Consider the following 26,886-nt stretch of genomic DNA (forward strand, 5'->3'; position numbering starts at 1 on the left):
GGGGGCGGGGGGCCGCCCCCACCGGTGGGGGGTGGGATCAGGCGTGGAGTCGGGCCTTGCGCATCGCGGCGGCCAGGCCGTTGGCCCAGAGCTGGTTCACCCGGGCGCGTTCCGTGGCGTTCGGCCGGGCGTTGGTGCAGGAGGTGCCGGGGCCGCCGCCGGACATCAGCTCGCTGCACGGGCCGGAGTAGTGGTCCGGCAGGCCGAGGACGTGACCGGTCTCGTGGGCGGTGACGCGGGTGGAGTTGTACTGCTGGTTCTGGCGGTAGTCCAGGAAGATGTAGCCGCTGCCGTGGCCGTCCGTGGCGGCGAAGGAGCCTCTGGGGTCGTTGCCCTCGCGGTAGGAGAAGTCGGCGAAGGACGCGGAGCCGGACTGGAGTTTGACGTTCGAGACCGCGCTGTTCCATATCTGGGTGCTGGCGGCTATCTGCGAGGCGAAGGTCGGCGCCCGGGAGGCGTCGTAGACGACCGTCACGGCCGCCGTGCTGCCCGGGTTCGCGGCGCGCTTCTCGGCCACGGACTGAAGCACCGCCCGGAAGAACGCCTCGTCGGCGTCCGTCACCCGGGTCGAGGTGTATCCGACGGTGGCCGCCGACGCGGGAACCGCCGGTACCAGAGAGAGCGTTGCGAGAGTGAGGCCCAGGGCCGCGGAGAGGAGGGGCTTGCGCATCGATGACTCCTTGGTGGGGGTGAGTCGTCGATGTGAGTGTGGGTGGCGGTGCGGCCGCTGTGATGATGGCAATCGGGGATAGGGCCGGGCTATCACGTCCGATTCGTTGCTTCAGCGGTGAATCATGCGTCTGGTGCAAGCTGTGGGCCCGCTTTAGTCTCCCAGGGCATGGAGCTCGAGGTGAGGCACCTTCGCGCGCTGTGCGCCATAGCCGACACCGGCAGCCTGCATCAGGCGGCACGGCAACTGGGCGTTGCCCAGCCCTCGTTGAGCACCCAGCTCCGGCGTATCGAACAGGAGCTGGGCGGGGCGCTGTTCCGGCGCGAGCGGACCGGGTGCCGGCCGACGCCGCTCGGGCGGCTGGTGCTGAGCCGGGCCCGGCCGCTGGTGGCCGAGATGCGCACCCTGGTCGCGGAGGCGCGGGCCACCGCCGCGGGCGGGCCGCAACTGCGCGTCGGGTCCACCGCGAGCCGGGCACTGGCGGGCTGGCTGCGCAGGCTCCGGGCGCGCGGCCAGGAGCCCACCCTGCACATGGACGTCTCCCCCAACGCCCTGCTGCGCATGGTCGCCGACGGGCAGCTCGACGTGGCCTTCGTGCACGAGGTGGAGGGCACCCGGCTGCGCATCCCGGAGGGGCTGCGACTGCGCGTACTCGTCGAGCGCGAACCGCAGTTCGTGTCCCTGGCCGCCGACCACCCGGCCACCGCGAAACCCGTCGTGGACCTCGCCGACCTGGCCGGGGACCGGTGGATGATCGACCCCACCGTGGACGGCGAATGGGACGCCGTGCAGCGGATGTTCCGCGCCGCCGGGGTCAACCCCCGGGTCCTGCACGGCGATTACCACACCGCCGCCGCCCTCGTCGCCACCGGCGAGGTCGTCACCGTCTGCCAGCCGTCGTCCCCGCCCCGCCCCGAGATGGCCGTACGCCGGCTGCGGGGCGACCCGCTCGGCGTACGGCTGCTGCTCGCGGCCCGCACGGAGACGGACCTGGACGGGGTCCGCCCCGCGCTGGAGGAGGCGTACTGGGAGGCGGCGCGCCAGGCCCCGGCGTACCGGGAGTGGCTGGAACACGCCGTCCCGGCCGCCACCTAGCCAGGGCTCAGACGCCGATGTCCGCGCCGTCCTTGCGCCACACGGCGACCACGGCCGGACGGACGATCCTGCCCGGACCGTCGGGCCACACACTCGCGGGCTTCTCGACCGTGGCGCCGCTGATCTCGCCCGGGTGCTGCACCGAGACCAGGACCCGGCGGTCCTGGACGATCGGGCCGCAGGTCTCGGCGCCGACCGGCATGGTGAGGAACTGCTTCAGCTCACCGCGCCGCTCGCCCTTGGTGGCCACCCCGAACAGGCCGTCGTGATAACCGAGCTGGGCGCCGTCGGTGGAGATCCACAGGTTGCCGTGGGGGTCGAAGGCCACGTTGTCCGGGCAGGAGATCGGGCTGACCCGGTCCTTGGGGAACCCGGCGAAGTAGGTGGCCGGGTCGTCCGGGTCACCGGCGACGAGGAACAGGGTCCAGGCGAAGCGGGTGCTGTCGGCGCGGTTCCAGCGCTCGGTCAGCTCCAGGATCTGGCCGTGCTTGTTGGCGTTGCGCGGGTTGGCCTCGTCGGCCGGGGCGTTCGACCCCACACCGCGGTTGGTGTTGTTGGTGAGGGCGACGTAGACCTTGCCGGTGTGCGGGTTGGGCTCGATGTCCTCGGGCCGGTCCATCTTGGTCGCGCCGACCTTGTCACCGGCGAGCCGGGTGAAGACGAAGACCTCGTCGGCGGTCATCCCGTCGACGTGCGACACGGCCCCCTTCGCGGTGGCGGTGGCGAGCGGTATCCATTCCCCACTGCCGTCGAACTCGCCGTCGGCGGGCAGCTTGCCGGTGCCGTCGATCTCGATGGCGGGGGAGTCGCCGGTGAGCTTGGCGACGTACAGCGTGCCCTCGTCGAGGAGCGAGAGATTGTGCTCACGGACGGCCCGGCTGGTCCCCCTCCGCATCCGCTTGCTGCTGACGAACTTGTAGAAGTAGTCGAAGCGCTCGTCGTCACCGGAGTACACCACCGGCCGGCCGTCGTCGGTGAGCCGGATGGTGGCGCCCTCGTGCTTGAAGCGGCCGATCGCGGTGTGCTTGCGGGGCGTGGAGGTCGGGTCGTACGGGTCGAACTCGACGACGTACCCGAAGCGGTGCACCTCGTTGGGCTCCTGGGCGACGTCGAACCGCTTGTCGAAACGCTCCCACTTGCGCTCGCTCGCGCCCGTCCCGATGCCGTACCGCTTGTCCGTGGCGCGGCCGGCGTTGGCGAAGTACTGGTTGAAGTTCTCCTCGCCGTGCAGGCTCGTGCCCCACGGGGTCGTACCGCCGGAGCAGTTGTTGAGCGTGCCGAGGACCTTGGTGCCGGTCGGGTCGGCGGAGGTCTTCAGCAGGTCCGAGCCGGCCGCGGGGCCGGTCAGCCGGAACTCGGTGGTGGCGGTGATGCGGCGGTTGAGGGGGTGGCGCGGTACGGCGGTGAGCTTGCCGCTCCTGCGGTCCTCCGCCACGACGACGGCGGACAGGCCGTGCGCGGCCCAGGCGATCTCGACCTGCTCACGGGTCGGGTTGGCGGCGTCGTAGCCGCGGAACATCAGCACCTCGTCGGTGTACTCGTGGTTCGCCACGAGGAGCTGCTTGCCGGGGCCGAGCGGGAGCAGGGTCAGGAAGTCGTTGTTGTACCCGAACTGTCCGGCCTGTGCGGCGGCCGTCTGGTTCTCCGGATCGAAGGCGGGCGCGCCGCGCAGGATGGGCTCGCCCCAGCGGACGACCACGTTCTGCGCGTAGCCGTCCGGCACGGTGACCTGGTCGGCGGTGTTGGGGGCGACGGGAGTGAAGCGCAGACCGCGGGCGGCCCTGCCGCCGGGCTTCCGGTACGGGGCGGCGGTGGCGGCCTGCGCCTCGGGGGCGCCGGCGACGACGCCCGTACCGGCGGCGGCGACCACGGTCACCGCGGCGGCGGCCCGCATCACGGAGCGGCGGCTGACCGCACCGGCGATCACGTCACCCACGTACGCGTTGGCGCTGGTGTTGGGCGCCTCGTGGAAGCAGGCGTTGCCGCAGCGGTACAGACAGGTCAGGGCGGAGCGGCCGCCCGGGTGGGAGCCGGACGACGGCGTGCCGATCAGCGGCAGCGGTGTGCGCATTTTGTGTTCCCCTTGCTTCCCCATGGAATCCCCTTGAACCCCCGCCACGGACGGTAGGAGCACGTCGGTGCGGGAGCGGGGACTCTCGGTGAACCGCGAGTGAATCCGAGGTAGCGGTACGGGAGTTGCGGGGCGGAAGGGGCGCGGTGACCGGTCGATGGCTGGTTGGCGTACTTGACGGAGACAGGGTCCTGTGTCCGCCCCTGCCAAGATCACCCGCCGGGGCCGCTAACCTTACGTGTCCGTCCTGGCCAGGGATTGACGGGCATCAACTCATGCGAAGGGTTGCGCACATGGGCATTCTCACTCTCCTGCGGAACGCGTTCGGCCGCTCACGCAAGGGGCGTACCGCCGAGGCAGAGGGTGCGGAGGAGACGCAGCCGACGGTGCCCTCCCCGTCCTCCGAGCCGGAGCCCGCGACACCGTCCCCGGCATCCGCCCAGGTCCCGGAACCGCGCCCGTCGACCAAGGACGAGGAGGACCTGCACGACCTGGTCGCCGCGGCCTTCGACAACGTCACGGTCCCGAAGCCGACCACGTCGACGGAAAACCAACCGAACACACCAGAACCGGCCGATCCGGCGGACACGGAGAAGCGGGCCGCGGCAGAGGAGACGGCTGCACCGGAGCCGGCGGTGGAGGAGCCCGAGGCCCCTACGCCGGTGGCCCAGGCCCCCGCCGAGGAGCCCACGCCGGTGGCCCAGGCCCCCGCCGAGGAGCCCACGCCGGTGGCCGCGGAGGACCCGGAGCCCGGTGAGGCCCCGGAGCCCGCGAAGGACCCGGAGCCCGCCAAGGCCGAGGAGTCCACGCCGGCGGAGGAAACGGCGGAGGCCGCCGCTGAGGAGCCGGGCACCGAGGCCGCCGCCGAGGAGGCCACGCCGGAGGAGGCCACGCCGGAGGAGGCCGTCGCCGCTGCGGAGCCGGAGCGGGAGCCGGTCGCGGAGACCGAGGCCGACGCGACACCGGCCGAGAAGGCAGAGCCGGAGCCGGTCTCTGCCGAGCCCGAGGCCGCCGAGCCCGCCGCCGAGACGACCCCCGAGCCCACCCCCGAACGGGTCGCCGCGGCCGCCGACGGCGAGGACGCCCCACAGGGGCCACCCGCAGCCGACGACGAGACCCGCACGGGCGGTGCGGGTGGGAACACCCCCGAGGCCGACGGCGAAGCCGAGGCCGAGCCGGCACCCGCCCCGCTCCCGCAGGGCCTCCGTACCGCGTACGACGCCGCCGCCACCACCCTCCGCGCCAGGGACCTCCAGGGCACCCGCGCCAAGGTCTACCTCGTCCTCGACCGCTCCGCGAGCATGCGCCCGTACTACAAGGACGGCTCCGCCCAGGCCCTCGCCGAGCAGACCCTCGCCCTCGCCGCCCACCTGGACCCGGAGGACCCGAAGGTCCACGTCACCTTCTTCTCCACGGAGGTGGACGGCACCGGCGAGCTCACCCTCACCGACCACGAGAACAAGATCGACGAGCTGCACGCCGGCCTCGGCCGGATGGGCCGTACCAGCTACCACGTGGCCGTCGAGGAGGTCCTCGCCCACCACGGCAAGGCGGCGGCGCCCGGCACCCCCGCCCTGGTCGTCTTCCAGACCGACGGCGCCCCGGACACCAAGACCCCGGCGAACCAGGCCCTCGCGGACGCCGCGGAGAACCACCCCTCGGTGTTCTTCTCCTTCGTGGCCTTCGGCGACCCGGAGAACAAGGCCTTCGACTACCTCCGCAAGCTCAAGCAGGCCAACACCTCCCACTTCCTGGCAGGCGAGACCCCCCGCGAGCTGACGGACGCCGAGGTCTACGAGGGCATCCTGGCCACCTGGCGTCCGTAACCCCCGAAGAACGCCACCCCCTCAGAAGACGACCCGGCCGCCCGCTTTCCACCCCTCAAAACGGAAAGCGGGCGGCCCACCCGTGTCGGCTACGATTTCTTGGTTCGTAAAGCATCACGAAATCCGACCTGGGAGCAGCCCCCGATGGCTCGACACCTCATCACCAGCGCCCTTCCCTACATCAACGGGATCAAGCACCTGGGCAACATGGTGGGGTCCATGCTCCCGGCGGACGTGTACTCCCGGTACCTCCGCCAGCGCGGCCACGACGTCCTGTACATCTGCGCGACCGACGAGCACGGCACCCCCGCCGAGCTGGCCGCGAAGGAGGCGGGTCTGTCCGTCGCCGAGTTCTGCGCGCAGGCGCACGACGCGCAGAAGGCGGTCTACGACGGCTTCGCGCTGGCCTTCGACTACTTCGGCCGCAGCTCCTCCGAGCAGAACGTCGAGATCACCCAGCACTTCGCCCGGAAGCTGAACGAGAACGGCTTCATCGAGGAGCGGGCGATCCGCCAGGTGTACTCCCCCACCGACGGCCGCTTCCTCCCGGACCGCTATGTCGAGGGCACCTGCCCGCACTGCGGCTACGACAAGGCCCGTGGCGACCAGTGCGAGAACTGCACCCGGGTGCTCGACCCCACCGACCTGATCGACCCGCGCTCGGCGATCTCGGGCAGCACGGACCTGGAGGTGCGGGAGACCAAGCACCTCTTCCTCCTCCAGTCCAAGCTCCAGCACGAGGTCGAGGCGTGGGTGGCGGCCCATGAGGCGGAGTGGCCGCAGCTCGCCTCCTCCATCGCCCGCAAGTGGCTGACCGAGGGCCTGCACGACCGCGCGATCACCCGCGACCTGGACTGGGGCGTGCCGGTGCCCGCGGACACCTGGCCGGAGCTGGCCGCCGAGGGCAAGGTGTTCTACGTCTGGTTCGACGCCCCGATCGAGTACATCGGCGCGACGAAGGAGTGGTCGGACCTCGACCCGTCGACGCGCGACTGGAAGTCGTGGTGGTACGAGGCCGACTCCGGTGAGAACCCGGTCCGCTACACCGAGTTCATGGCGAAGGACAACGTCCCCTTCCACACGGTGATGTTCCCGGCCACCGAGCTGGGCGTGCGGGAGCCGTGGAAGAAGGTCGACTACGTCAAGGCCTTCAACTGGCTGACGTACTACGGCGGGAAGTTCTCCACCTCGCAGAAGCGGGGCGTCTTCACGGATCAGGCCCTGGACATCCTCCCGGCCGACTACTGGCGCTACTTCCTGATCGCCAACGCGCCCGAGTCCGACGACTCCTCCTTCACCTGGGAGCACTTCACCGCCACGGTGAACAAGGACCTGGCCGACACCCTCGGCAACTTCGTCAACCGCGTCCTGTCCTTCTCCAGGAAGCGCTTCGGTGAGGAGGTCCCGGCGGGCGGCGAGCCGGGCGAGGCGGAGGCGAGGCTGGGCGGGCAGATCGCCGAGCTGCTGGCGGAGTACGAGGCGCAGATGGAGGCCCTGCAGTTCCGCAAGGCCGCGGCGGCGCTGCGCGCCCTGTGGTCGGCCGGCAACTCCTACCTGGAGGAGAAGGCCCCCTGGCTGGAGATCAAGACCAACCAGGAGGGCGCCGCGCTCACGCTGCGCACGGCGATGAACCTGATCCACCTGTACTCGGTGGTGTCCGAGCCGTTCATCCCGGCGACCTCGGCGGCCATGCGCCAGGCCTTCGCCCTGGCCGACGACACGGCGACCTGGGTGAGCGCGGACGAGGCGAGGTCCCTCAACGCGGTCCCGGCCGGCACCCCCTTCACCGTCCCCCCGGTCCTCTTCGCCAAGCTCACGGACGAGGACCTGGAGACGTACAAGGAGCGCTTCGGCGGCGAGCCGGCCGCGTAAAGGCATCCGCGAACGGCACGAGGGGCCCGGGACACCACGTCCCGGGCCCCTCGCCGCGTACGGCCCCTACTTCAGGACGCCCGCCCCCGTCGTCGTCCCCAGGGACGTCGGCAGGTTCTTCACCGCCGAGGCCGAGGTCTCCAGGCCCGTCGTCAGGGTGGGGGTCCAGTTGACCGTGGTCTTCAGGTCCTTGGAGGAGGCGGCGTTGTAGGCGGCGACCAGGTCGGTGACCGTGCCGTTCACCTGGTTGCCGCTGCCCTTGACCGAGCCCGTGCCGTCGCCGCTGAGGAGCTTGGCGACCTTCACGCTCGACGGGACCTTCCAGTAGTTGTTCTCCGCCACGACCTGGGCCTTGGCGCGGGAGTTGATGCTGTACTGCACGGCGTAGCCGTTGAGCGGGCTCACGTCGTAGAAGTTGTTGTAGATGTGGATCTGGCCGACGCGGGAGAGCGGGGCGCGCTGGATGATGCCCTGGTAGACGTTGTGGTGGATCGAGACGCGCAGCTTGCCGGCCGGCTCGCTGTCACTGCTGCCGATCAGGGTCGTCTTGTCGTGGTTGGTGAACTGGTTGCGGGAGATCGTCACCAGGTCCGAGCTCTTCGTCACGTCCAGGGCGCCGTCGTGGATCTGGTACTCGCGGCCGAAGTACTTCGGGTTCGCCGCGTCGAAGTGCGGCGCGTCGGTGAAGGTGTTGTGGTCCGCCCAGACGTGGGTGGCGCCGCGCAGGGTCACCGAGTCGTAGTTGGAGTTCCAGTTGCCGTCGTCGCCGTCGGTCGGGTCCCACTGCGGGAAGCAGTCCTCGGTGGCGGCGAAGGTGAGGTTGCGGACGATGACGTTGTCCACGTTCTGGATCTGGAGCATGCCGCCGTTGATGCCGGCCTTCGTGCCCGGGACGCCGACGATCGTCGTGTTCGCGGGGACCTTGAAGACGATGGTCTTCGCCTGCTTGGTCTGGGCGGCGGCGCGGGCGGTCTCCTGGGTGCCGGAGGGGAGCTTGGAGCGGCCGTAGGTGGCGGGGTCGTAGGCCTTCAGGTACGAGGCGAGCGAGTAGCCCGTGCCCGACGCGTAGTCCGCGCAGGTCAGCTTCTTGCCCGCGTCGTCGGTGTTGGCGTCGATCGTGCCCTTGACCTTGATGATCCGCGGGGTTGTGTCGGACGCCGAGCCCAGCGCCTTCACCAGCTGGGCGCGGGTGGTGACCGTGAAGGTGTGCCCGGCGTCGGCCTTCGTACCGCCGGTCGTGCCCGTGCCCGAGGAGGCCCAGCCGTCCTTCGCGGCGAGGGTCTCGTGGTACAGGTCGACGGTCCCGGCGTTGGCGTTCAGCACGAGCACGCCCGCGCCGGCCCCGGCCGCGACCACGGCGGCGGAGACGACGAGGGCACGGCGCTTGCGGAGGGACCGGCGGTGAGCGGGAGCAGCCACGGGGTGTCCTTACGTACGTGGGGGTGGTTCCACCTCGTAGGTGGCCGTGGAGATCCAAAAGGTTGCCGTAAAAATTTCGACCGATCGGTGATCAACCCGTGGACGGGGGACGGAACTTGCCAGAGAACGTACGTATGGTTTGCGCCATGGCAGTACCTGGGATCATCCCGATCGCCTACGAGCCGCACGGCCGTACCGAAGCCATCGGGCAGTACGCGGACGGGCAGTTCCTGGGGTCGGTCACCTACGCCTTCCCCAAGGGGTTCCAGCTGGACAGCGGTTGGGAGGAGCACAAGCGGCTCTACGCGGTGCTGCACACCTTCGGCCCGGAGGGCACTTACCGCGACTCCGACATCTGGTGCGCCGGCACCTGGGCCGAACAGCAGCGGGACGGTTCGGTGCTGGGGCGGGCGCGGGCGCGTCTCGCCACGCTGCTGCGCAGTCTGCCGCGCCGCACCTACACCGACATCGCCGTACGGCCCTTCCAACTGACCGTCGACGGAGTCCTGTTCGGGTTGGTGACCGGAGAGGACGGAGGCGAGCCCTGGGCCGAGCTGTACCCGGACAACCTGGGCTTCGGGCCGCCCTGGGACGGCAGTTACGACATCTGATCCGTACCGGTTGCGCGACTGATCTAGGCACACGCCCCCACCAGACGCTATACATGCCGAAGATCACTAGTGGGGGGTTTCATCCATGGCACTTTTCGGCAACGCGCACACCATCGATCCGGCCCAGGCCGCCTCGGACTTCTCCAGGCTGCTGGGCGCCGGTGAGGGTGTGCAGGCCGCGTACCAGCTGGTGCGCGACGTCATCATGTTCACCGACCGTCGGCTGATCCTGATCGACAAGCAGGGTCTGACCGGCAAGAAGGTCGAGTACCACTCCGTCCCGTACCGCAGCATCACGCACTTCGCGGTGGAGACCGCCGGCACCTTCGACCTCGACGCCGAGCTGAAGATCTGGGTCTCGGGCAACTCCGTCCCGATCCAGAAGACCTTCACCAAGGGCGTCGACATCTACGAGGTCCAGGCGATCCTCACCCAGTACGTGGCCCGATAGCACCACGACGTCTGCCCGCCACGGCCGGTACGACGGCGGGGCGCCCGGCACCCGACCGGCCCCGGACGCCCCGCACCTGACCCCGCTACAGCGAGGTGCCCTCGTTCGTCGCGTCGGGGTCGGGCGGCGGCCGGGACCGCACAAGCGGAAGGGCTCGGGACCGACGCCGGTCCCGAGCCCTTCTTGCACGCCCGTGGCGTACCTGCCTGACGCCTACTTCGGCTGCGGCTTGCGCACCGACAGGTGCAGCTCCCTCAGCCGGGCCTCCTCCAGCTCCGTCGGCGCGCCCATCATCAGGTCCTGGGCGTTGCCGTTGAGCGGGAAGGCGATGGTCTCGCGGATGTTGGGCTCGTCGGCCAGCAGCATGACGATGCGGTCGACGCCGGGGGCGATGCCACCGTGCGGCGGGGCGCCGAAGCGGAAGGCGCGCAGCATGCCCGCGAACTTCTCCTCGACGGTCTCCCGGTCGTAGCCCGCGATCTCGAAGGCCTTCAGCATGATCTCCGGCTCGTGGTTCCGGATCGCGCCGGAGGACAGCTCGACGCCGTTGCAGACGATGTCGTACTGCCAGCCCAGGATGTCCAGCGGGTCCTGGGTCTCCAGCGCCTCCAGACCGCCCTGCGGCATGGAGAACGGGTTGTGCGAGAAGTCGATCGCGCCGGTCTCCTCGTCCTTCTCGTACATCGGGAAGTCGACGATCCAGCAGAACCGGAAGACGTTCTCCTCGAAGTGCCCGGCACGCTTGGCGGCCTCGACCCGCACCGCGCCCATGATCTTCGAGACCTCGTCGAACTCACCCGCGCCGAAGAACACCGCGTGCCCGGCGGCCAGCGACAGCCGCTTGGTCAGCTCGGCGACGTTCTCCTCGGTGAGGAACTTCGCGATCGGGCCGCTGAGCGAACCGTCCTCGGCGACCCGCACCCAGGCCAGGCCCTTCGCGCCCTGCGAGACCGCGAAGTCCCCGAGCTGGTCGAAGAACTTCCGCGGCTGCGCCGACACGTCCGGCACCGCAAGGGCCCGCACGTGCTTGCCGGCGAACGCCTTGAACTCCGAGCCCTCGAAGACGTCGGTGATGTCGACGAGCTCCAGCTGGGCGCGCAGGTCCGGCTTGTCGGAGCCGTACTTCAGCATCGCCTCGCGGAACGGGATCCGCGGGAACGGAGACGTCACCGGACGGCCGCCCCCGAACTCCTCGAACAGCTCGGTCATGAGCTTCTCGATCGGCTGGAAGACGTCCTCCTGCTCGACGAAGCTCATCTCGACGTCGAGCTGGTAGAACTCGCCCGGCGAACGGTCCGCGCGCGCGTCCTCGTCACGGAAGCAGGGCGCGATCTGGAAGTAGCGGTCGAAGCCCGAGATCATCAGCAGCTGCTTGAACTGCTGCGGCGCCTGGGGGAGGGCGTAGAACTTGCCCGGGTTCAGACGCGAAGGCACCACGAAGTCACGCGCGCCCTCGGGGGAGGTCGCCGACAGGATCGGGGTGGCCATCTCGTTGAAGCCGAGGGCGACCATCTTCGAGCGGATCGAGGCGATCACCGACGACCGCAGCATGATGTTCTTGTGCATGCGCTCGCGGCGCAGGTCCAGGAAGCGGTACTCCAGGCGCCGCTCCTCGTTGACCCCGTCCTCCGCGTTGATCGTGAAGGGGAGCGGGGCGGCGGCACCGAGCAGCTCGACCTCGGAGACCTCGACCTCGACCTCACCGGTGGGCAGGTCCGGGTTCACGTTCTCGGTTCCACGTGAAACAACGCGGCCGTCGATCCGGACGGTCGACTCCTTGGAGACCTTGTCCAGAGCCTCGTACGCGGGCGTGCCCGGCCGGGCGACGAGCTGCGTGATGCCGTAGTGATCGCGCAGATCGATGAAGAGGATGCCGCCCAGGTCGCGCCGATTGTGCAGCCAGCCACTCAGCCGGACGTCGGCACCGACGTCAGAGGAGCGGAGCTCGCCGCAGGTGTGGGACCTGTACCGATGCATCGTCGTTCATCGTCCTTACATCTTGGGCTGTGCCGAGGGTCACTCCCCGGCCAGGAACGGGCCATGGTGCCCGGACCTCCCAAGGGTACCGGCCGCCCCAAGATCGGCTCCCCACCATTTATCCCCCGTCCCCGGGCCCGGCCATCGGTGGCAGCCCCCGATCACCTCTCCCTACAGTGGGGCAATGCGCACTGGTGAGCCCCTGCCCGCCGTGGGGGACGTCCTCGCCGCCCTCGCGACCGGCCTGTGGCACTGGGACACCGCCACCGGCCTGGTCACCGTGGACGCCGAGGCGGCGCGCCTGCTCGGACTGCCCGCCGAGGCGACCACCCTCACCGAGGCCCAGGCACGCGCGCGCATGCACGCCGTCGACTGGAACGAGATCACCGGCGTCATCCAGCTCGCCGTCGCCGAGGGCACCCTCGCCGAGGTCCGCATCCGGATCATGGACGAGCACAACCAGGTGATCCGCGTCGTCCGCAGCCGCTCCCACCCCACCTACGACACCGAGCGCCGCGCCTTCGTCCTGATCGGCACCCTTCAGGAGGTCACCGAGCCGTCCCCCGGCACCCCGGCCGCCCGCAGCGCGATCACCGGCGACTGGCGGCGCTCCCGGGAGGCGTTCCTGCTGGACGCGGGGCGCGCCCTGGCCGAGGCCCGCTCCACCGAGGAGGTGCTGCGGGTCGCGGCCGGCCTGTCGATGCCCGGTTTCTCACCGGACGGTCTCGCGGTCTTCGGCGTGGAGGGCGACCGGCTGAAGATCATCGGACACCACGGCCAGCAGCCCGGCGACGAGAGCCCCTTCTCGCACATGGCCCTGGACACCGACTACCCGGCCGCCGAGGTGGTCCGCACCGGCCGCGCGGTCTACCTCTCCACCCCCGAGCACTACCGCGAGCGCTACCCGGTCACCTGGCCCCTCGCCGCCCACTTCGGCCGCCACTCCTGGGCGTTCCTGCCGCTCACGGTGGCGGGCCGCACGATGGGCGCCTGGATGGCGGCCTTCGCCTACCCGGTCGCCTTCACCCCGGACGAACGCTCCGTCCTGACGACCGTGGCCCGCATGCTCGCCCAGGCCCTGTCCCGCGCCGAGGCCGCCGAGTCGGCCCGCGAGCTGACCGACGGCCTCCAGCGCTCCATGCTCCCCAAGCTCGGCCCCGAGATCCCGGGCATGAGCGTCGCCGCCCGCTATGTCCCCACCGGCGGCGGCCTCCAGGTCGGCGGCGACTGGTACGACATGATCCCGCTGCCCGGGGGCACCTCCCGGACGAAGTCCGGGGCGGGCAGGTTCGCGCTGGTCATAGGCGACGTCCAGGGCCATGACGTGCGGGCGGCGGGACTGATGGGCCAGCTGCGGATAGCCCTGCGGGCCTACGCCTCCGAGGGCCACCGCCCCGACGCGGTACTCTCCCGCGCCTCCCGCTTCCTGCACGGCATGAGCGACGAGGGAGACCCCTCCGACCTGCGCTTCGCGACCTGCCTCTACGTCGAGGTCGACCCCGCCACCGGCTGCCTGGACATCGCCCGCGCCGGCCACCCCGACCCGGCGATCCGCATGGCGGACGGCACGGTCATGGTCCGCCGCACGGACGGCGGCCTCCCCCTCGGCATCGACCCCGACGCCGACTACCCCACGACCCGCCTCACCCTCGAACCCGGCGAGACGATGATGGTCTGCACCGACGGCCTGATCGAGACCGGCGGCCACGACCTGGAGACGGGCTGGCAGCGGGTCCGCACGATCCTGGAGGAGCACGACGGCGACCTCGAGGAACTCGCCGACGCCCTGGTCCAGGCCGTCCACGGCCCCTCCTCCCACCACACCACGGGCCCTCTGGCGGACCGCCGAGAGGACGACATAGCCGTCCTGCTGCTGTGCCGCGAGGGCGAGGGCTGCGGCTGCGGCGACACCGTCGCGGTCCAGCCGCAGGTCCGCCGCACGATGCTGTCGGTCGCCCAGGCACAGTCGGAACGGGTCGCCGTGGCCCGCCAGCAGCTGCGGGAGCTGCTGCACGACTGGACCTCCGAGGACCAGGTCGACTCGGCGGTCCTGCTCCTGTCCGAGATGCTGACGAACGTCCTGGTCCACACGGACGCGGACGCGCTGCTCCTCGCCGAGGTCCGCGGCGAACCGGGCGAACGCCGCCTGCACGTCGAGGTCACCGACACCAGCGACGACCTCCCCCACGTACGCCGCCCCGGCGAACTGGCCTCCTCAGGCCGCGGCCTGGTCCTCATCGAACTACTCGCCGACACCTGGGGCGTCGACCCCCGAGGCGAGGGCAAAAGCATCTGGTTCGAACTCTACGAGCCCCCGAGACCGGCGGCGGAGTAACAGCGGCGAGACGGATCCGCTCTGCGGGATGTCGCCGACACAGTCGATCTCGCCAGGGCCGAGAGTGTGCTTCAGCAGCACACTCCCGGCATTCCCGCAGGTCGAAACTGCGGAACGAACGACCGCCCGGACGACCTACAGGCCGCCCTCCGTCATCCCGTGCACCGCTGGGACCGTGCCCAGTCGGCCCTTCTGGAAGTCGTCGAAGGCCTGCTGGAGTTCCTCGCGGGTGTTCATGACGAACGGGCCGTAGTGCGCCATCGGCTCGCGGATCGGGCGGCCTCCGAGGAGCACGACCTCCAGGTCCGGAGTGTGCGCGTCCTGCTTCTCGTCCGCGCGGACGGTCAGCGAGCCACCGGCACCGAAGACCGCGGTCTGACCGAGGTGGATCGGCCGGCGCTCGGCACCGACGCTGCCACGCCCCGCCAGCACGTACGCCAGCCCGTTGAAGTCCTCGCGCCACGGCAGCGTGATCTCCGCACCTGGCGCCAGCGTCGCGTGGATCATCGTGATCGGGGTGTGGGTGATGCCGGGGCCCTGGTGGCCGTCCAGCTCGCCCGCGATCACCCGCAGCAGGGCACCACCGTCGGGCGTGCTCAGCAGCTGGACGTTGCCGCCACGGATGTCCTGGTAGCGCGGCGCCATCATCTTGTCCTTGGCGGGGAGGTTCACCCACAGCTGGAGGCCGTGGAAGAGACCGCCGGACATGACGAGGGACTCCGGCGGCGCCTCGATGTGGAGCAGGCCGGAGCCGGCCGTCATCCACTGGGTGTCGCCGTTGGTGATCGTGCCGCCGCCGCCCTGGCTGTCCTGGTGGTCGAAGACGCCGTCGATGATGTAGGTGACGGTCTCGAAGCCCCGGTGCGGGTGCCACGGGGTGCCCTTCGGCTCTCCGGGCGCATACTCCACCTCACCCATCTGGTCCATCATGATGAACGGATCCAGATGCCGGTAATGGATCCCGGCGAACGCCCGGCGCACCGGGAAGCCCTCGCCCTCGAAGCCGCTCGGCGCGGTCGTGACACCGAGCACGGGACGGGCCACGGCGTCGGCCGGGGCGGCCACGCGCGGGAGCGTCAGCGGGTTCTCTACGGTCACTGCGGGCATGTCGGTACCTCCTTGTGCGTCCAGTTTAGTTGAGCGTTGAACTTTCTGCTACCCGGAACAGAGAAAACCCGGAGGGCATTCCCTCCGGGTTCTCGGAAACGGGTTCTCGGCGACGGGCGTCAGGCGTACGCCCCGCGCACTCAGCCGTACATCCGGCGCATCGCGAACTCGACCATCTGCTCGACGGCCTTCGCGTCGAAGACCATGCGGTGCTCGCCCTCCATGTCGAGGACGAAGCCGTAGCCGGTCGGCAGGAGGTCGATGACCTCCGCTCCCGTGATGACGAAGTACTTGGACTCCTTGCCCGCGTACCGGCGCAGTTCCTTGAGCGAGGTGAACATCGGGATCACCGGCTGCTGGGTGTTGTGCAGGGCGAGGAACCCGGGGTTGTCGCCCCGCGGGCAGTAGACCTTGGACGTGGCGAAGACCTGCTGGAAGTCCTCCGCGGACATCTGGCCCGTGGTGAAGGCGCGCACCGCGTCCGCGAGGGACGGCGGGGACGGCTCGGGGTACAGCGGCGGCTGCTGGCCGTACCCGCCCGGCATCTGCTGCTGGGGCGTGGCGTACTGCGCCCCCGTACCCGCGCTCTGGTCGTAGCCGTACATGGGCGCAAGCGTACCCAGCACGGCGGGGCGGCGGACGGCTATGGGCCGGTCGGGAGACAGGGGTTCGCCGCCACTCTCCCCGTTCCGGTGTGAACCGTCACAGATGGCCGGATCAGGGTTGCGATTTATTACTGGCGGGTAGCATCATCGTGTCGAAGCTACTTGTTAGTACGTGAACTAGCGCGAGGATGCACCACCGGTGCCTCGCCGATATCTCTTACGGAGCCGTCGCCATGGGGCACTACAAGTCGAATCTTCGCGACATCGAGTTCAACCTCTTCGAAGTACTCGGACGCGACAAGCTGTACGGCACGGGTCCGTTCGAGGAGATGGACGTCGAGACCGCGAAGAGCATCCTCGACGAGATGACGCGTCTCGCGGAGAACGACCTGGCGGAGTCCTTCGCCGACGCCGACCGCAACCCGCCGGTCTTCGACCCGGAGACCAACACCGCGCCGGTCCCGGCGTCCTTCAAGAAGAGCTACAAGGCCTTCATGGACTCCGAGTACTGGCGCCTCGGCCTGCCCGAGGCGATCGGCGGCACCACCTCGCCCCGCTCCTTGATCTGGGCCTTCGCCGAGTTGATCCTGGGCGCCAACCCGGCCGTCTGGATGTACTCCTCGGGCCCCGCGTTCGCCGGCATCCTCTTCGAGGAGGGCAACGAGGTCCAGAAGCACATCGCCAAGGTCGCCGTGGAGAAGCGGTGGGGCTCCACGATGGTCCTCACCGAGCCCGACGCGGGCTCCGACGTCGGCGCCGGCCGTACCAAGGCGGTCCAGCAGGAGGACGGCTCCTGGCACATCGAGGGCGTCAAGCGCTTCATCACCTCCGGTGAGCACGACATGGAGGAGAACATCCTCCACTACGTGCTGGCCCGTCCCGAGGGCGCCGGTCCGGGCACCAAGGGGCTGTCCCTCTTCCTCGTCCCGAAGTACCTCTTCGACTTCGAGACCGGCGAGCTGGGCGAGCGCAACGGCGTCTACGCCACCAACGTCGAGCACAAGATGGGCCTGAAGGCCTCCAACACCTGCGAGATGACCTTCGGCGACCAGCACCCCGCCAAGGGCTGGCTGATCGGCGACAAGCACGACGGCATCCGCCAGATGTTCCGCATCATCGAGTTCGCCCGCATGATGGTCGGCACGAAGGCGATCTCCACGCTGTCGACGGGCTACCTGAACGCGCTGGAGTACGCCAAGGAGCGCGTCCAGGGCCCGGACCTCGCGAACTTCATGGACAAGACCGCGCCCAAGGTCACCATCACGCACCACCCGGACGTGCGCCGTTCGCTGATCACGCAGAAGGCGTACGCGGAGGGCATGCGCGCCCTGGTGCTGTACACGGCCTCCATCCAGGACGAGATCCAGGTCAAGGAGGCGGCGGGCGAGGACTTCTCCGCCCTGGGGGCCCTGAACGACCTGCTCCTGCCCATCGTCAAGGGTTACGGCTCCGAGAAGGGCTACGAGCTGCTCGCCCAGTCGCTCCAGACCTTCGGCGGCTCCGGGTTCCTCCAGGAGTACCCGATCGAGCAGTACATCCGGGACGCCAAGATCGACACCCTGTACGAGGGCACCACCGCGATCCAGGGCCAGGACTTCTTCTTCCGGAAGATCGTCCGCAACCAGGGTGCCGCCCTGAACGGCCTGGCCGAGGACATCAAGAAGTTCCTGGCGCTCGGCACGGGCGGCGAGGAGCTGGCGGGTGCCCGCGAGCACCTCGCGAAGGCGGCCGTGGAGCTGGAGGCCATCGTCGGCCTGATGCTGACCGACCTCGCGGCCACCGAGCAGGACGTCAAGAACATCTACAAGGTGGGTCTGAACACGACCCGCCTGTTGATGGCCTCCGGTGACGTCGTCGTCGGCTACCTGCTCCTGAAGGGTGCCGCGATCGCCGCCGAGAAGCTGGAGACGGCCTCCGCCAAGGACAAGGCGTTCTACACCGGCAAGATCGCGGCGGCGAAGTTCTTCGCGGCCAACGTCCTGCCCGGTGTCACCGGCGCCCGCAAGCTCGCCCAGGGCGTCGAGCTGGACCTGATGGAGCTGGACGAGGCCGCTTTCTAGCCACGCCCCGCACCACAGAGCGAACAGCTGTACGGCTCGTTCCCGGACACACCCGTACAGCTGCCCCTCAGCCTTCACAAGGGCCCCTTCCCGCCGCCGGGAAGGGGCCCTTGTGACGTCGTTAAGGTGAACCCCATGAGCGAACCCTCCCGCTTCGACCGCGGTCACACCGATGACCTGATGTCCTTCCTGGCCGCCGGCCCCTCGCCGTACCACGCGGTGGCGAACGCCGCCGAGCGGCTGGAGAAGGCCGGCTTCCGGCAGGTCGTGGAGACGGACGCCTGGGACGGGACGAGCGGCGGCAAGTTCGTGCTGCGCGGCGGCGCGATCATGGCCTGGTACGTCCCCGAGGGGGCCGAGCCGCACACGCCGTTCAGGATCGTCGGCGCGCACACCGACTCGCCGAACCTGCGCGTCAAGCCGCTGCCGGACGCCGGCGCGCACGGCTGGCGCCAGGTCGCCGTGGAGATCTACGGCGGACCGCTGCTGAACTCCTGGCTCGACCGCGACCTGGGGCTCGCGGGCCGGCTGACCCTGCGGGACGGGTCCACGCGGCTGGTGAACATCGGCCGGCCGCTGCTGCGGGTGCCGCAGCTCGCCATCCACCTGGACCGCTCGGTCTCGTCCGAGGGCCTCAAGCTCGACAAGCAGCGCCACCTCCAGCCCGTGTGGGGCCTCGGCTCCGACGTCCGCGAGGGCGACCTGATCGCCTTCCTGGAGGAGGAGAGCGGGCTCACCGCGGGCGAGGTCACCGGCTGGGACCTGATGGTGCACTCCGTGGAGCCCCCGGCCTACCTGGGCCGCGACCAGGACCTGGTGGCCGGGCCGCGCATGGACAACCTGATCTCCGTGCACGCCGGGGTCGCCGCGCTGACCGCCGCCGCCACCGCGCCGGCGCTGCCCTGCATCCCCGTGCTCGCCGCCTTCGACCACGAGGAGAACGGCTCCCAGTCGGACACCGGCGCGGACGGGCCGCTGTTGGGCAGCGTCCTTGAGCGCTCGGTGTTCGCGCGGGGCGGGTCGTTCGAGGACCGGGCGCGGGCCTTCGCGGGCACGGTCTGTCTGTCCTCGGACACCGGCCACGCCGTCCACCCCAACTACGCGGAGCGCCACGACCCCACGCACCACCCGCGGGTCAACGGCGGCCCGATCCTGAAGGTGAACGTCAACAACCGCTACGCGACGGACGGTTCGGGCCGCGCGGTGTTCGCCGCCGCCTGCGAGAAGGCGGGTGTGCCGTTCCAGTCCTTCGTCTCCAACAACTCCATGCCGTGCGGGACGACGATCGGCCCGATCACCGCGGCCCGGCACGGCATCAGGACCGTGGACATCGGGGTCGCGATCCTTTCCATGCACAGCGCGCGGGAGTTGTGCGGAGCGGACGACCCCTATCTGCTCGCGAACGCGCTGGCCGCGTTCCTGGAGGGATAGCCGCCGCCGGGCCGGGTACACGCGAGTTCGGACCGGAACGACCGGACCGGACAGGGAGGCGACACTCATGGGCCTCGGCGGATGCATCATCCTCATCGCCACGGGAGCCATACTCACGTTCGCGACCGACTGGGAGATGCAGGGGGTCAACCTCGACCTGGTCGGAGTCATCCTCATGATCGTCGGCTTGATCGGTGTCGCGACGTTCAGCAGCATCGCCAGGCGCCGGCGCGTGGTGGTGCCGCCCACCACACCGGTCATCGACGAGCGGCACCCCGGACGCCGGGACGGCTACAGCGACGGCTACGGCGCCTGATCGACGGCTGCGGGGTGCGGGAGAGTTCGGCGCCCGCCCCTGGCCATCGCCCTCGCTGTCGCGGGGCAATCGGGTGGGGACGCGGACACCGGCCGTCGGGTCGGCAGCCGGTGCGGCGCGCACCCGGGGGTCAGTCCGTCGGCCTAGTGTCGGCGTCCCGTCGCGCCCGGCGGGGAAGCGGTAGGGCATGAGATTCCTCGTACGCGACCGGCTCCTCGGCTTCGGTGACGACTACTGGATCGAGGACGACCAGGGCACCAAGGCGTTCCTCGTCGACGGCAAGGCCATGCGGCTGCGCGACACCTTCGAGCTGAAGGACACCCGGGGCCGTGTCCTGATCGACATCCGGCAGAAGATGCTCGCCCTGCGGGACACCATGCTGATCGAGCGGGACGGCGAGCCCCTGGCCACCGTCAAGCGCAAACGCCTGTCCCTGCTGCGCAACCACTACCGGGTGGCCCTGGCGGACGGCCGTACCGAACTCGACGTCAGCGGCAAGGTCCTGGACCGGGAGTTCGCCATCGAGTACGACGGCGAGCTGCTCGCCGTGGTCTCCCGCCGGTGGCTGCACGTGCGGGAGACCTACGGCGTGGACGTCGTACGGGAGGACGCGGACCCGGCGCTGCTGATCGCCGTGACGGTGTGCGTGATCCACCTCGCCGAGAAGGAGCGGGAGTCCGACTGAGGCGCCCGGTTTCCAGCGGCCCGGTCTCTAGCGCCGGGGCGGGTCGAGGCCGAGCATCCGGTCCTTCAGGGCCGGGAACTGATCGCGGGTCAGGGCCACCTTGCCGGGGTCGAGCCGGACGGTGAGGACCTCCTCCCCGGCGCCCGCCTCGGCCAGCACCTCGCCCCAGGGATCGACCACGATCGAGTGACCGGCCTGCGGAACTCCCGCGTGGGTCCCGGCCGTTCCACAGGCGAGCACGTACGCCTGGTTCTCGACCGCCCGCGCCTGGGCCAGCAGCGTCCAGTGCGCCCGGCGGCGCTCCGGCCAGCCCGCCGGAATCACCAGGGTCTCGGCGCCGGCGTCGACGAGGCCGCGGAAGAGTTCGGGGAAGCGCAGGTCGTAGCAGGTGGCGAGGCCCAGGGTGGTCTCGGGCAGCCGGACCGTCACCAGGTCCCGGCCCGCGCCCATCAGCACGGCCTCGCCCTTGTCGAAGCCGAAGCGGTGGATCTTGCGGTAGGCGGCGATCAGGTCGCCGGAGGGGGAGAAGACGAGCGAGGTGTTGTAGAGCGCCCCGTCGTCGGCCCGCTCGGGGATCGAGCCCGCGTGCAGCCAGACGCCCGCGTCGCTCGCGGCCTTCGCCATGGCCTCGTACGTCGGCCCGTCGACGGGCTCGGACTCGGCGCCGAACCCCTCGTAGGCGAAGGCGCCGGTGGTCCACAGCTCCGGCAGCACGACCAGATCGGCACCGGCCTGTTCCCGTACCAGAGAGGCGACCCGCCGCCGGCGCGATTCGACTGATTCGCCCTCACTTACGGCGATCTGAAGCAACGAGGCGCGCACACTACCACCGTCCTGGCATTCGAGCCGTCCACACGGGCCTACGATCGTCACACGAAAGCACTGCCGGGGTGTCTCGCAGCAGCGTAACTTTGGGGGGTCCCCCCCGGTTCGAGCGTAGTCGAGAAGTGGGGGAGTTCCGAGACGCCACCGACAGCCGCACCTCCTACTGGCAACGCCGCCACCACCAGCCCGTGCTCCGACCGCGAGGGGTCTTGTTCCGTGAGTCTGCATCCCACCCTCCAGCCCTACGCCGACGCCTGGACCCACTCCATCGAAGCGATATCCGAGCTGGTGGGCCCGCTGGTGGAGGGAGAGTGGAACGGGCGCACCCCGTGCCCGGGGTGGTCGGTGCGGGACGTGGTCTCCCATGTCATCGGCCTGGACTGCGAGATGCTCGGCGACCCGCGGCCCATCCACAGCCTGCCGCGTGACCTCTTCCACGTCACCAACGAGCACCAGCGCTACATGGAGATGCAGGTCGACGTCCGCCGTCACCACACCGCGCCGGAGATGACCTCCGAGCTGGAGTACGTGATCATCCGCCGCAACCGCCAGCTGCGCAACGAGTCGCGGGACCCGGGCACCAAGGTCCGCGGCCCCCTCGGCACCGAACTCACTCTCGAAGAGTCCATGCGCAAGCACGCCTTCGACGTCTGGGTGCACGAACAGGACCTGCGCACCGCCCTCGGCCGCCCCGGCAACCTCGACTCCCCCGGCGCGCACATCGCCCGTGACGTCCTGCTCGCCGAACTGCCCGCCGTGGTCGCCGAGAAGGCCGACGCCCCGCGCAGCTCGGCGATCGTCCTCGACGTGCACGGCCCCGTGGAGTTCCTGCGCACGATCCGCGTCGACATCCACGGCCGCGGCACCCTGGAGACGGTCCCCGCCCTCGGCCCGGCCGCCACCCTCAGCCTCGACTGGGAGACCTACGTCCGCCTCGCCTGCGGCCGCGTGAGCGCGGAGGCGGTGTCGGACCGACTGAAGACGGAGGGCGACCCGGCCCTGACGGCGGCGATCCTGCGGAACTTCACGGTCACGCAGTAGCCCCACCGGGGCGCTCGGCGGCGGTAGGTTGCAACCTGAAGGGACGGCCGCAACTTCGGATTGCGGCCGCCCCTTCACCTGTGCGCGCGGACTCGATCAGGAGCGCTTGAGCACGTAGATCGGCGTCCCGTCCTCGTCACCGCCGCGCGGGTGGATGCAGGCGTGCTTGCGCAGCAGGCGCAGGCATTCGTTGACGCGGTGGACCGACAGACCGGTGCGAGCGGCGAGCGAGTCGAGCGGCTGCCGCAGTTCACCCTCCTCGACCAGCACGGGAGCGATCACCACCGCCACCGATGACCTCCGTGGCCCACTCCTTGAAGGGGACACAGGCAGGCTTGGTGCAGGCGTTGACGAGTCGGATGAGACCTTGGAGTGAGATGACATTCAGGTCTCGACGCCACTCTCCACCTGCGGGAATGCTGAGACCGTAAGCTCCAGTTACGGTCTCGAGTGTCTCTCGATGGTCTGCCGGAACATGGTCGGCGAGAGCCTGTCGAGAGTTGCTGTGCCCCAGTTGCTTGCAGACGTCCACCGCCGGGAACCAGTGCGTCCCGTCCGGCATCGTCAGCCTGCGGACACGCGAACCGGTGGCCGCGTACACGAAGTCGCTGACGTCGATCGCGTCGCGTTGCGTCCGGGGTCGGGCTGATGCTTGCTGGGTTCGATCATATGAACCACCTCCGCTGCGGAACGTAGGGCGGAGCACATCGAACTCTCCAACTCACGCAGGTATGTTCGCGATTGCGAGCGAAAGATCAGGGATTTCGCCGCGGTGGGCGGCCCGGTGGTGTACGACGGAGGGCCCGGGTGACCCGGCGGAAGGGGCCGGGCGGCCGCCCCTTCGCTACGCCGGGACGTGCACCGTCTCGACCCGGCTCGCCACCAGCCGTTCCCGTTCCCGGCGGATCGCCCGCCCGCGCAGGCGCAGGATCTGGCTGATCCCCAGCGCCTGGAGGACGAACACCGCGGAGAAGGCGACCCGGTAGTCGTCCCCGGTCGCGTCCAGCAGTACCCCGACGGCGAACAGGGTCGTCATCGACGCGACGAACCCGCCCATGTTGGTGATGCCGGACGCGGTCCCCTGCCGTTGCGGCGGGTTCGCCGGCCGTGCGAAGTCGAAGCCGATCATCGAGGCCGGCCCGCACGCGCCCAGCACCGTGCAGAGCACCACGAGCAGCCACATCGGCGCGTGCTCGCCCGGGTAGGCCAGCGTCGCCGCCCAGACCAGCGCCGTCGCCCCCACGGTCCCCAGGGCCAGCGGCAGCCGCGCCTCGTGGTGCCGGGCGACGACCTGGCCGTAGACCAGTCCGATCACCATGTTCGACAGCACGACGAGGGTGAGCAGTTCGCCGGCGGTCGCCCGGGACAGGCCCTGGGCCTGGACCAGGAACGGCAGTCCCCACAGCAGCAGGAAGACCATCGCGGGGAACTGGGTGGTGAAGTGCACCCACAGTCCCAGCCGGGTGCCCGGCTCCCGCCAGGACGCGACGATCTGGCGGCGGACGTAGGCCGCGCCCTGGTGCGAGAGGGGTTCCGGCTCGTGTCCCTCGGGGTGGTCCTTGAGGAAGAGCAGCAGCAGGACCAGGACGACCACACCGGCGAGCGCGCTGCCCGCGAAGGCGGCCGTCCAGCCGATGCCGTGCAGCAGCCGGGCCAGGACCAGGGTCGACACCAGGTTGCCCGCCATGCCGACCAGCCCCGCGAACTGCGCGACCATCGGTCCGCGCCGGGCCGGGAACCAGCGGCTGCCCAACCGCAGCACGCTGATGAACGTCATCGCGTCACCGCAGCCCAGCAGCGCGCGCGAGGCGAGGGCCGTGCCGTACGAGGGGGAGAAGGCGAAGCCGAGCTGTCCGGCCGTGAACAGCACCACCCCGAGGGTCAGCACCTTCTTGGTGCCGAGCCGGTCCACGAGCAGGCCCACGGGTATCTGCATGCCCGCGTACACGAGGAGTTGGAGGATCGAGAAGGTGGACAGCGCGGAGGCGTTCACATGGAAGCGGTCGGCGGCGTCGAGGCCGGCCACCCCCAGCGACGTACGGAAGATGACGGCGACGAAGTAGACGGAGACGCCGATGCCCCAGACGGCGATCGCGCGGCGGCCGCCCGGAGGGTCGCCCGGAAGGCCGGTGTTCATCGGACCTCCCCCCGGGCCAGATGGGAGAACCACTCGACGTGCCCGTGGATCAGACCGACGACCGCCTCCGCGTCACCGGAGCGCAGGGCGTCGAGGATCTGCTCATGCTCGACGAGGGTCTTGGTGATGCGGTCGGGGTGGGCGTGCATCACGGCGACGCCCATCCGCAGCTGCCGGTCGCGCAGTTGGTCGTAGAGGCGGGAGAGGATCTCGTTGCCGCCGCTGCGGACGATCTCGGCGTGGAAGCAGCGGTCGGTGACGGCGGCGCCCGCAAGGTCCCCGGCGGCGGCCTGCTCCTTCTGCCGGGCGAGGAGTTCCTCGAGCCGGGCGATGAGCAGCGGCGAGGCGGGGACGGCCTTGCGGGCGGCGTGCTCCTCGACGAGCTGCCGGGTCTCGACCACGTCCGCGATCTCCTGCGCGGAGACGGGCAGGACCAGCGCGCCCTTCTTCGGGTAGAGCTTGATCAACCCCTCGACCTGGAGCCGCAGCAGCGCCTCGCGCACCGGCGTCCGCGAGACCCCGACGGCCTCGGCGAGCTCGCCCTCGGTGAGCAGGGTCCCGCCCTCGTAGCGGCGCTCCAGGACGCCCTGCTTGACGTGGTCGTAGACGCGGTCGGCGGAGGACACGGCGAGAGGCGCTGAAGGCATGCGCACATCATAGATACATCACGTACGCATCAAGGGGAGCCGTCCATCATGCGGACCCCCGGGCCCTTCCCGGCAGAGAAAGCCCCTCCCGCCCCAATGGCGGCACAACCTTCTGTGCTACTTAGACGTCAGACACATGCGGCCCCACTGCTTTCGCGCTCAACTCGGCCGCACACCAGGGGCATTCAACGTATTCGGGGTACCTCACTTGATTACCGGCATTCAGGGCATCCGTATCCGCAGAGCCGTCGCCGTGGCCGTGACCACCGGCGCGGTGTTCACCACCGGAGCTCTCACCGCGGCACCGGCGCAGGCGGCAGTCGCCGTGCCGACCATCAACGCCAAGGGCGGGTTCCTGATGAACAGCGCCACCGGCGCGACGCTCTTCTCCAAGTCACCCGACACCAAGCGGCTCACCGCGTCCACCACGAAGGTCATGACCGCGAAGGTCGTCCTCTCGCAGTCGAACCTGAACCTGGACTCCAAGGTCACGATCAAGAAGGCGGTCAGCGACTACATGGTCCGCGAGGGCTACCCCTCGACGGCCAATCTGATCGTCGGCGACAAGGTCACCGTCCGGCAGCTGCTGTACGGGATGATGCTGCCGTCCGGCTGCGACGCGGCGATGGCGCTCGCCGACAAGTTCGGTACGGGCACGACGGTCGCGGCCCGCACCAAGAACTTCATCGCCAAGATGAACACCATGGCCAAGAACCTGGGCATGAAGAACACGCACTTCGACTCGTTCGACGGCCTCAGCAACGGCTCCAACGCCTCGACGCCGCGCGACCTGACGAAGCTCGCCCGCAGCGTGATGAAGAGCTCCACCTTCAGGACCGTCGTGAAGACGAAGAAGTACACGGCGAAGACGATCACGAAGACCGGCTCCACCCGCACGATGGGCACGTGGGAGAACACCAACGCGCTGCTCGGCTGGAACGGCACGCTCGGCATCAAGACCGGCTCGGGCACCCAGGCCAAGTACTGCCTCATCTTCGCCGCCACGCTCAACGGCGAGTCGGTGGTCGGCACGGTCCTCACCGCGCCCGATGCGGTCAAGCGCACGTCGGACGTGAAGAAGCTCATCACCTACGGCTACGCGAAGATCAACTGACGCACGGACGTGAACACGAGGAAGGGGCCTGCACACCGCAGGCCCCTTCCTCATGCAACGCAGGCCTAGTAGTAGGTGTTGCCGTCCCACTCCGACTCGTTGCAGCCCAGCTGGTCGTCCTTCTCGTAGACGCAGACCTGGATGCGCAGCGCCCAGATGCCGCGGGCGTCCGTCAGGGAGGTCACCCAGGTGTCGGAGTGCTCGTAGCCGGCGGTGACCGAGCGCCAGGCGTAGCTCGTCACCACGCGCTCCGGGGTGAGGGACTGGACCCGGATACGGACGTGGTGGCCGTCGGGGGCGGTGTCGACGAGCGTCAGGTAGATCTTGTTGGCGACGGTCTTGCTCGCGTAGTAGAAGTCCCCGGTGCCCTTGGCCCCGGAGATCGACTCACCGACACCGCCGGCGGCCGCCGGGCTCACGGAGAAGGCGAAGGCGCCGAGGACGGCGGCGCCCACGGCGAGGACACGGCTGAGCTGCTTCTTCAAGGGTTCCCCCGGTGTTTCAAGATCGAATTCCTTGCTGACGGGAATCCTACGAGGGGCGTGCCAATGCCATGTTCACGATCATGCCCCGTGTGACGGGGGTAACAGG

The 26,886-nt window shown here is 69.9% G+C and carries 22 protein-coding genes and 1 pseudogene; 12 read left to right on the forward strand and 11 right to left on the reverse strand.

All coding sequences use genetic code 11. The features are described 5' to 3' along the window. Window positions 1-37 precede the first annotated feature (37 nt). Window positions 38-670, reverse strand: a complete 633-nt coding sequence (gene snpA / locus ACH41F_RS20575) for a snapalysin (protein ID WP_391233306.1) — start codon at window positions 668-670, stop codon at window positions 38-40. Between the two features lie 168 nt (window positions 671-838). Between snpA and ACH41F_RS20580 the strand changes: the two genes are divergently transcribed. After that, window positions 839-1,765, forward strand: coding sequence for a LysR substrate-binding domain-containing protein (locus ACH41F_RS20580; RefSeq protein WP_391233308.1), 927 nt, complete (start codon window positions 839-841; stop codon window positions 1,763-1,765). A gap of 7 nt (window positions 1,766-1,772) precedes the next feature. On the opposite strand, the gene ACH41F_RS20585 is transcribed toward ACH41F_RS20580, so the two are convergent. Further along, on the reverse strand, window positions 1,773-3,836 hold the full coding sequence (locus ACH41F_RS20585) for an alkaline phosphatase PhoX (protein WP_391233311.1): 2,064 nt from the start codon (window positions 3,834-3,836) through the stop codon (window positions 1,773-1,775). 293 nt (window positions 3,837-4,129) lie between these two features. Between ACH41F_RS20585 and ACH41F_RS20590 the strand changes: the two genes are divergently transcribed. Together ACH41F_RS20590 and metG are read left to right on the forward strand one after the other, a co-directional pair. After that, a complete protein-coding gene (locus ACH41F_RS20590; protein ID WP_398836853.1) occupies window positions 4,130-5,662 on the forward strand; it encodes a VWA domain-containing protein in 1,533 nt (510 codons plus the stop codon). Between the two features lie 144 nt (window positions 5,663-5,806). Further along, window positions 5,807-7,534, forward strand: coding sequence for a methionine--tRNA ligase (gene metG, locus ACH41F_RS20595; RefSeq protein ID WP_391233315.1), 1,728 nt, complete (start codon window positions 5,807-5,809; stop codon window positions 7,532-7,534). 66 nt (window positions 7,535-7,600) lie between these two features. Here the strand turns inward: metG and ACH41F_RS20600 are convergent, their stop codons facing one another. Continuing rightward, window positions 7,601-8,953, reverse strand: a complete 1,353-nt coding sequence (locus tag ACH41F_RS20600) for a polysaccharide lyase family 1 protein (RefSeq protein WP_391233317.1) — start codon at window positions 8,951-8,953, stop codon at window positions 7,601-7,603. A gap of 146 nt (window positions 8,954-9,099) precedes the next feature. On the opposite strand from ACH41F_RS20600, the gene ACH41F_RS20605 reads away from it, so the two are divergent. Both ACH41F_RS20605 and ACH41F_RS20610 read left to right on the forward strand, forming a co-directional pair. Further along, window positions 9,100-9,564: a hypothetical protein gene (locus ACH41F_RS20605; RefSeq protein ID WP_391233318.1), complete on the forward strand. Its 465-nt coding sequence runs from the start codon at window positions 9,100-9,102 to the stop codon at window positions 9,562-9,564. A gap of 85 nt (window positions 9,565-9,649) precedes the next feature. After that, on the forward strand, window positions 9,650-10,015 hold the full coding sequence (locus tag ACH41F_RS20610; RefSeq protein WP_391233320.1) for a PH domain-containing protein: 366 nt from the start codon (window positions 9,650-9,652) through the stop codon (window positions 10,013-10,015). Between the two features lie 213 nt (window positions 10,016-10,228). Here ACH41F_RS20610 and aspS read toward each other — a convergent pair whose 3' ends face one another. Continuing rightward, entirely contained in the window at window positions 10,229-11,992 is a 1,764-nt protein-coding gene (gene aspS / locus ACH41F_RS20615) for an aspartate--tRNA ligase (RefSeq protein WP_391233322.1), read from the reverse strand. A 184-nt stretch (window positions 11,993-12,176) separates the two neighbouring features. On the opposite strand from aspS, the gene ACH41F_RS20620 reads away from it, so the two are divergent. Next, window positions 12,177-14,327 carry a SpoIIE family protein phosphatase gene (locus ACH41F_RS20620; protein ID WP_398836854.1) on the forward strand — a complete coding sequence of 717 codons (2,151 nt, stop codon included), beginning with the start codon at window positions 12,177-12,179 and terminating at the stop codon, window positions 14,325-14,327. A gap of 135 nt (window positions 14,328-14,462) precedes the next feature. On the opposite strand, the gene ACH41F_RS20625 is transcribed toward ACH41F_RS20620, so the two are convergent. Both ACH41F_RS20625 and ACH41F_RS20630 read right to left on the reverse strand, forming a co-directional pair. Then, entirely contained in the window at window positions 14,463-15,434 is a 972-nt protein-coding gene (locus tag ACH41F_RS20625; protein WP_391233327.1) for a pirin family protein, read from the reverse strand. Window positions 15,435-15,574: 140 nt separating this feature from the next. Next, window positions 15,575-16,039, reverse strand: coding sequence for an SseB family protein (locus tag ACH41F_RS20630; protein ID WP_391233329.1), 465 nt, complete (start codon window positions 16,037-16,039; stop codon window positions 15,575-15,577). 233 nt (window positions 16,040-16,272) lie between these two features. On the opposite strand from ACH41F_RS20630, the gene ACH41F_RS20635 reads away from it, so the two are divergent. The 4 genes from ACH41F_RS20635 (at window position 16,273) to ACH41F_RS20650 (ending at window position 20,531) form a co-directional block, all read left to right on the forward strand. Continuing rightward, a complete protein-coding gene (locus ACH41F_RS20635) occupies window positions 16,273-18,099 on the forward strand; it encodes an acyl-CoA dehydrogenase (RefSeq protein ID WP_398836857.1) in 1,827 nt (608 codons plus the stop codon). Between the two features lie 135 nt (window positions 18,100-18,234). Then, entirely contained in the window at window positions 18,235-19,530 is a 1,296-nt protein-coding gene (locus ACH41F_RS20640) for a M18 family aminopeptidase (RefSeq protein ID WP_391233332.1), read from the forward strand. A gap of 67 nt (window positions 19,531-19,597) precedes the next feature. After that, entirely contained in the window at window positions 19,598-19,846 is a 249-nt protein-coding gene (locus ACH41F_RS20645) for a DUF6458 family protein (protein WP_391233335.1), read from the forward strand. A 187-nt stretch (window positions 19,847-20,033) separates the two neighbouring features. Continuing rightward, on the forward strand, window positions 20,034-20,531 hold the full coding sequence (locus ACH41F_RS20650; protein ID WP_391233337.1) for an LURP-one-related family protein: 498 nt from the start codon (window positions 20,034-20,036) through the stop codon (window positions 20,529-20,531). 27 nt (window positions 20,532-20,558) lie between these two features. Here ACH41F_RS20650 and ACH41F_RS20655 read toward each other — a convergent pair whose 3' ends face one another. Then, on the reverse strand, window positions 20,559-21,353 hold the full coding sequence (locus tag ACH41F_RS20655; protein ID WP_391233339.1) for a nitrilase-related carbon-nitrogen hydrolase: 795 nt from the start codon (window positions 21,351-21,353) through the stop codon (window positions 20,559-20,561). A gap of 219 nt (window positions 21,354-21,572) precedes the next feature. Between ACH41F_RS20655 and ACH41F_RS20660 the strand changes: the two genes are divergently transcribed. Continuing rightward, window positions 21,573-22,397, forward strand: coding sequence for a maleylpyruvate isomerase family mycothiol-dependent enzyme (locus ACH41F_RS20660; RefSeq protein WP_391233340.1), 825 nt, complete (start codon window positions 21,573-21,575; stop codon window positions 22,395-22,397). A 96-nt stretch (window positions 22,398-22,493) separates the two neighbouring features. Here the strand turns inward: ACH41F_RS20660 and ACH41F_RS20665 are convergent. From ACH41F_RS20665 to ACH41F_RS20675, 3 genes and pseudogenes are all read right to left on the reverse strand, one after another. Beyond that, window positions 22,494-23,066, reverse strand: a pseudogene (locus ACH41F_RS20665) (Bro-N domain-containing protein). A gap of 175 nt (window positions 23,067-23,241) precedes the next feature. Next, on the reverse strand, window positions 23,242-24,534 hold the full coding sequence (locus ACH41F_RS20670) for an MFS transporter (protein WP_391233342.1): 1,293 nt from the start codon (window positions 24,532-24,534) through the stop codon (window positions 23,242-23,244). Continuing rightward, the gene (locus tag ACH41F_RS20675; RefSeq protein ID WP_391233344.1) at window positions 24,531-25,181 is read right to left on the reverse strand and encodes an FCD domain-containing protein; all 651 of its coding nucleotides are present in this window, start codon (window positions 25,179-25,181) and stop codon (window positions 24,531-24,533) included. Before ACH41F_RS20675 ends, ACH41F_RS20670 begins: the two co-directional genes overlap by 4 nt. Before the next feature lie 208 nt (window positions 25,182-25,389). Between ACH41F_RS20675 and ACH41F_RS20680 the strand changes: the two genes are divergently transcribed. Then, window positions 25,390-26,295, forward strand: coding sequence for a serine hydrolase (locus ACH41F_RS20680; protein WP_391233346.1), 906 nt, complete (start codon window positions 25,390-25,392; stop codon window positions 26,293-26,295). 65 nt (window positions 26,296-26,360) lie between these two features. Here the strand turns inward: ACH41F_RS20680 and ACH41F_RS20685 are convergent, their stop codons facing one another. Continuing rightward, complete coding sequence (locus tag ACH41F_RS20685) at window positions 26,361-26,780, reverse strand: hypothetical protein (RefSeq protein WP_391233348.1); 420 nt, start codon at window positions 26,778-26,780, stop codon at window positions 26,361-26,363. Window positions 26,781-26,886 lie beyond the last annotated feature (106 nt).

Origin of the sequence: Streptomyces sp. NPDC020489, from assembly GCF_044386545.1 — a bacterium.
Lineage (GTDB): Bacteria > Actinomycetota > Actinomycetes > Streptomycetales > Streptomycetaceae > Streptomyces.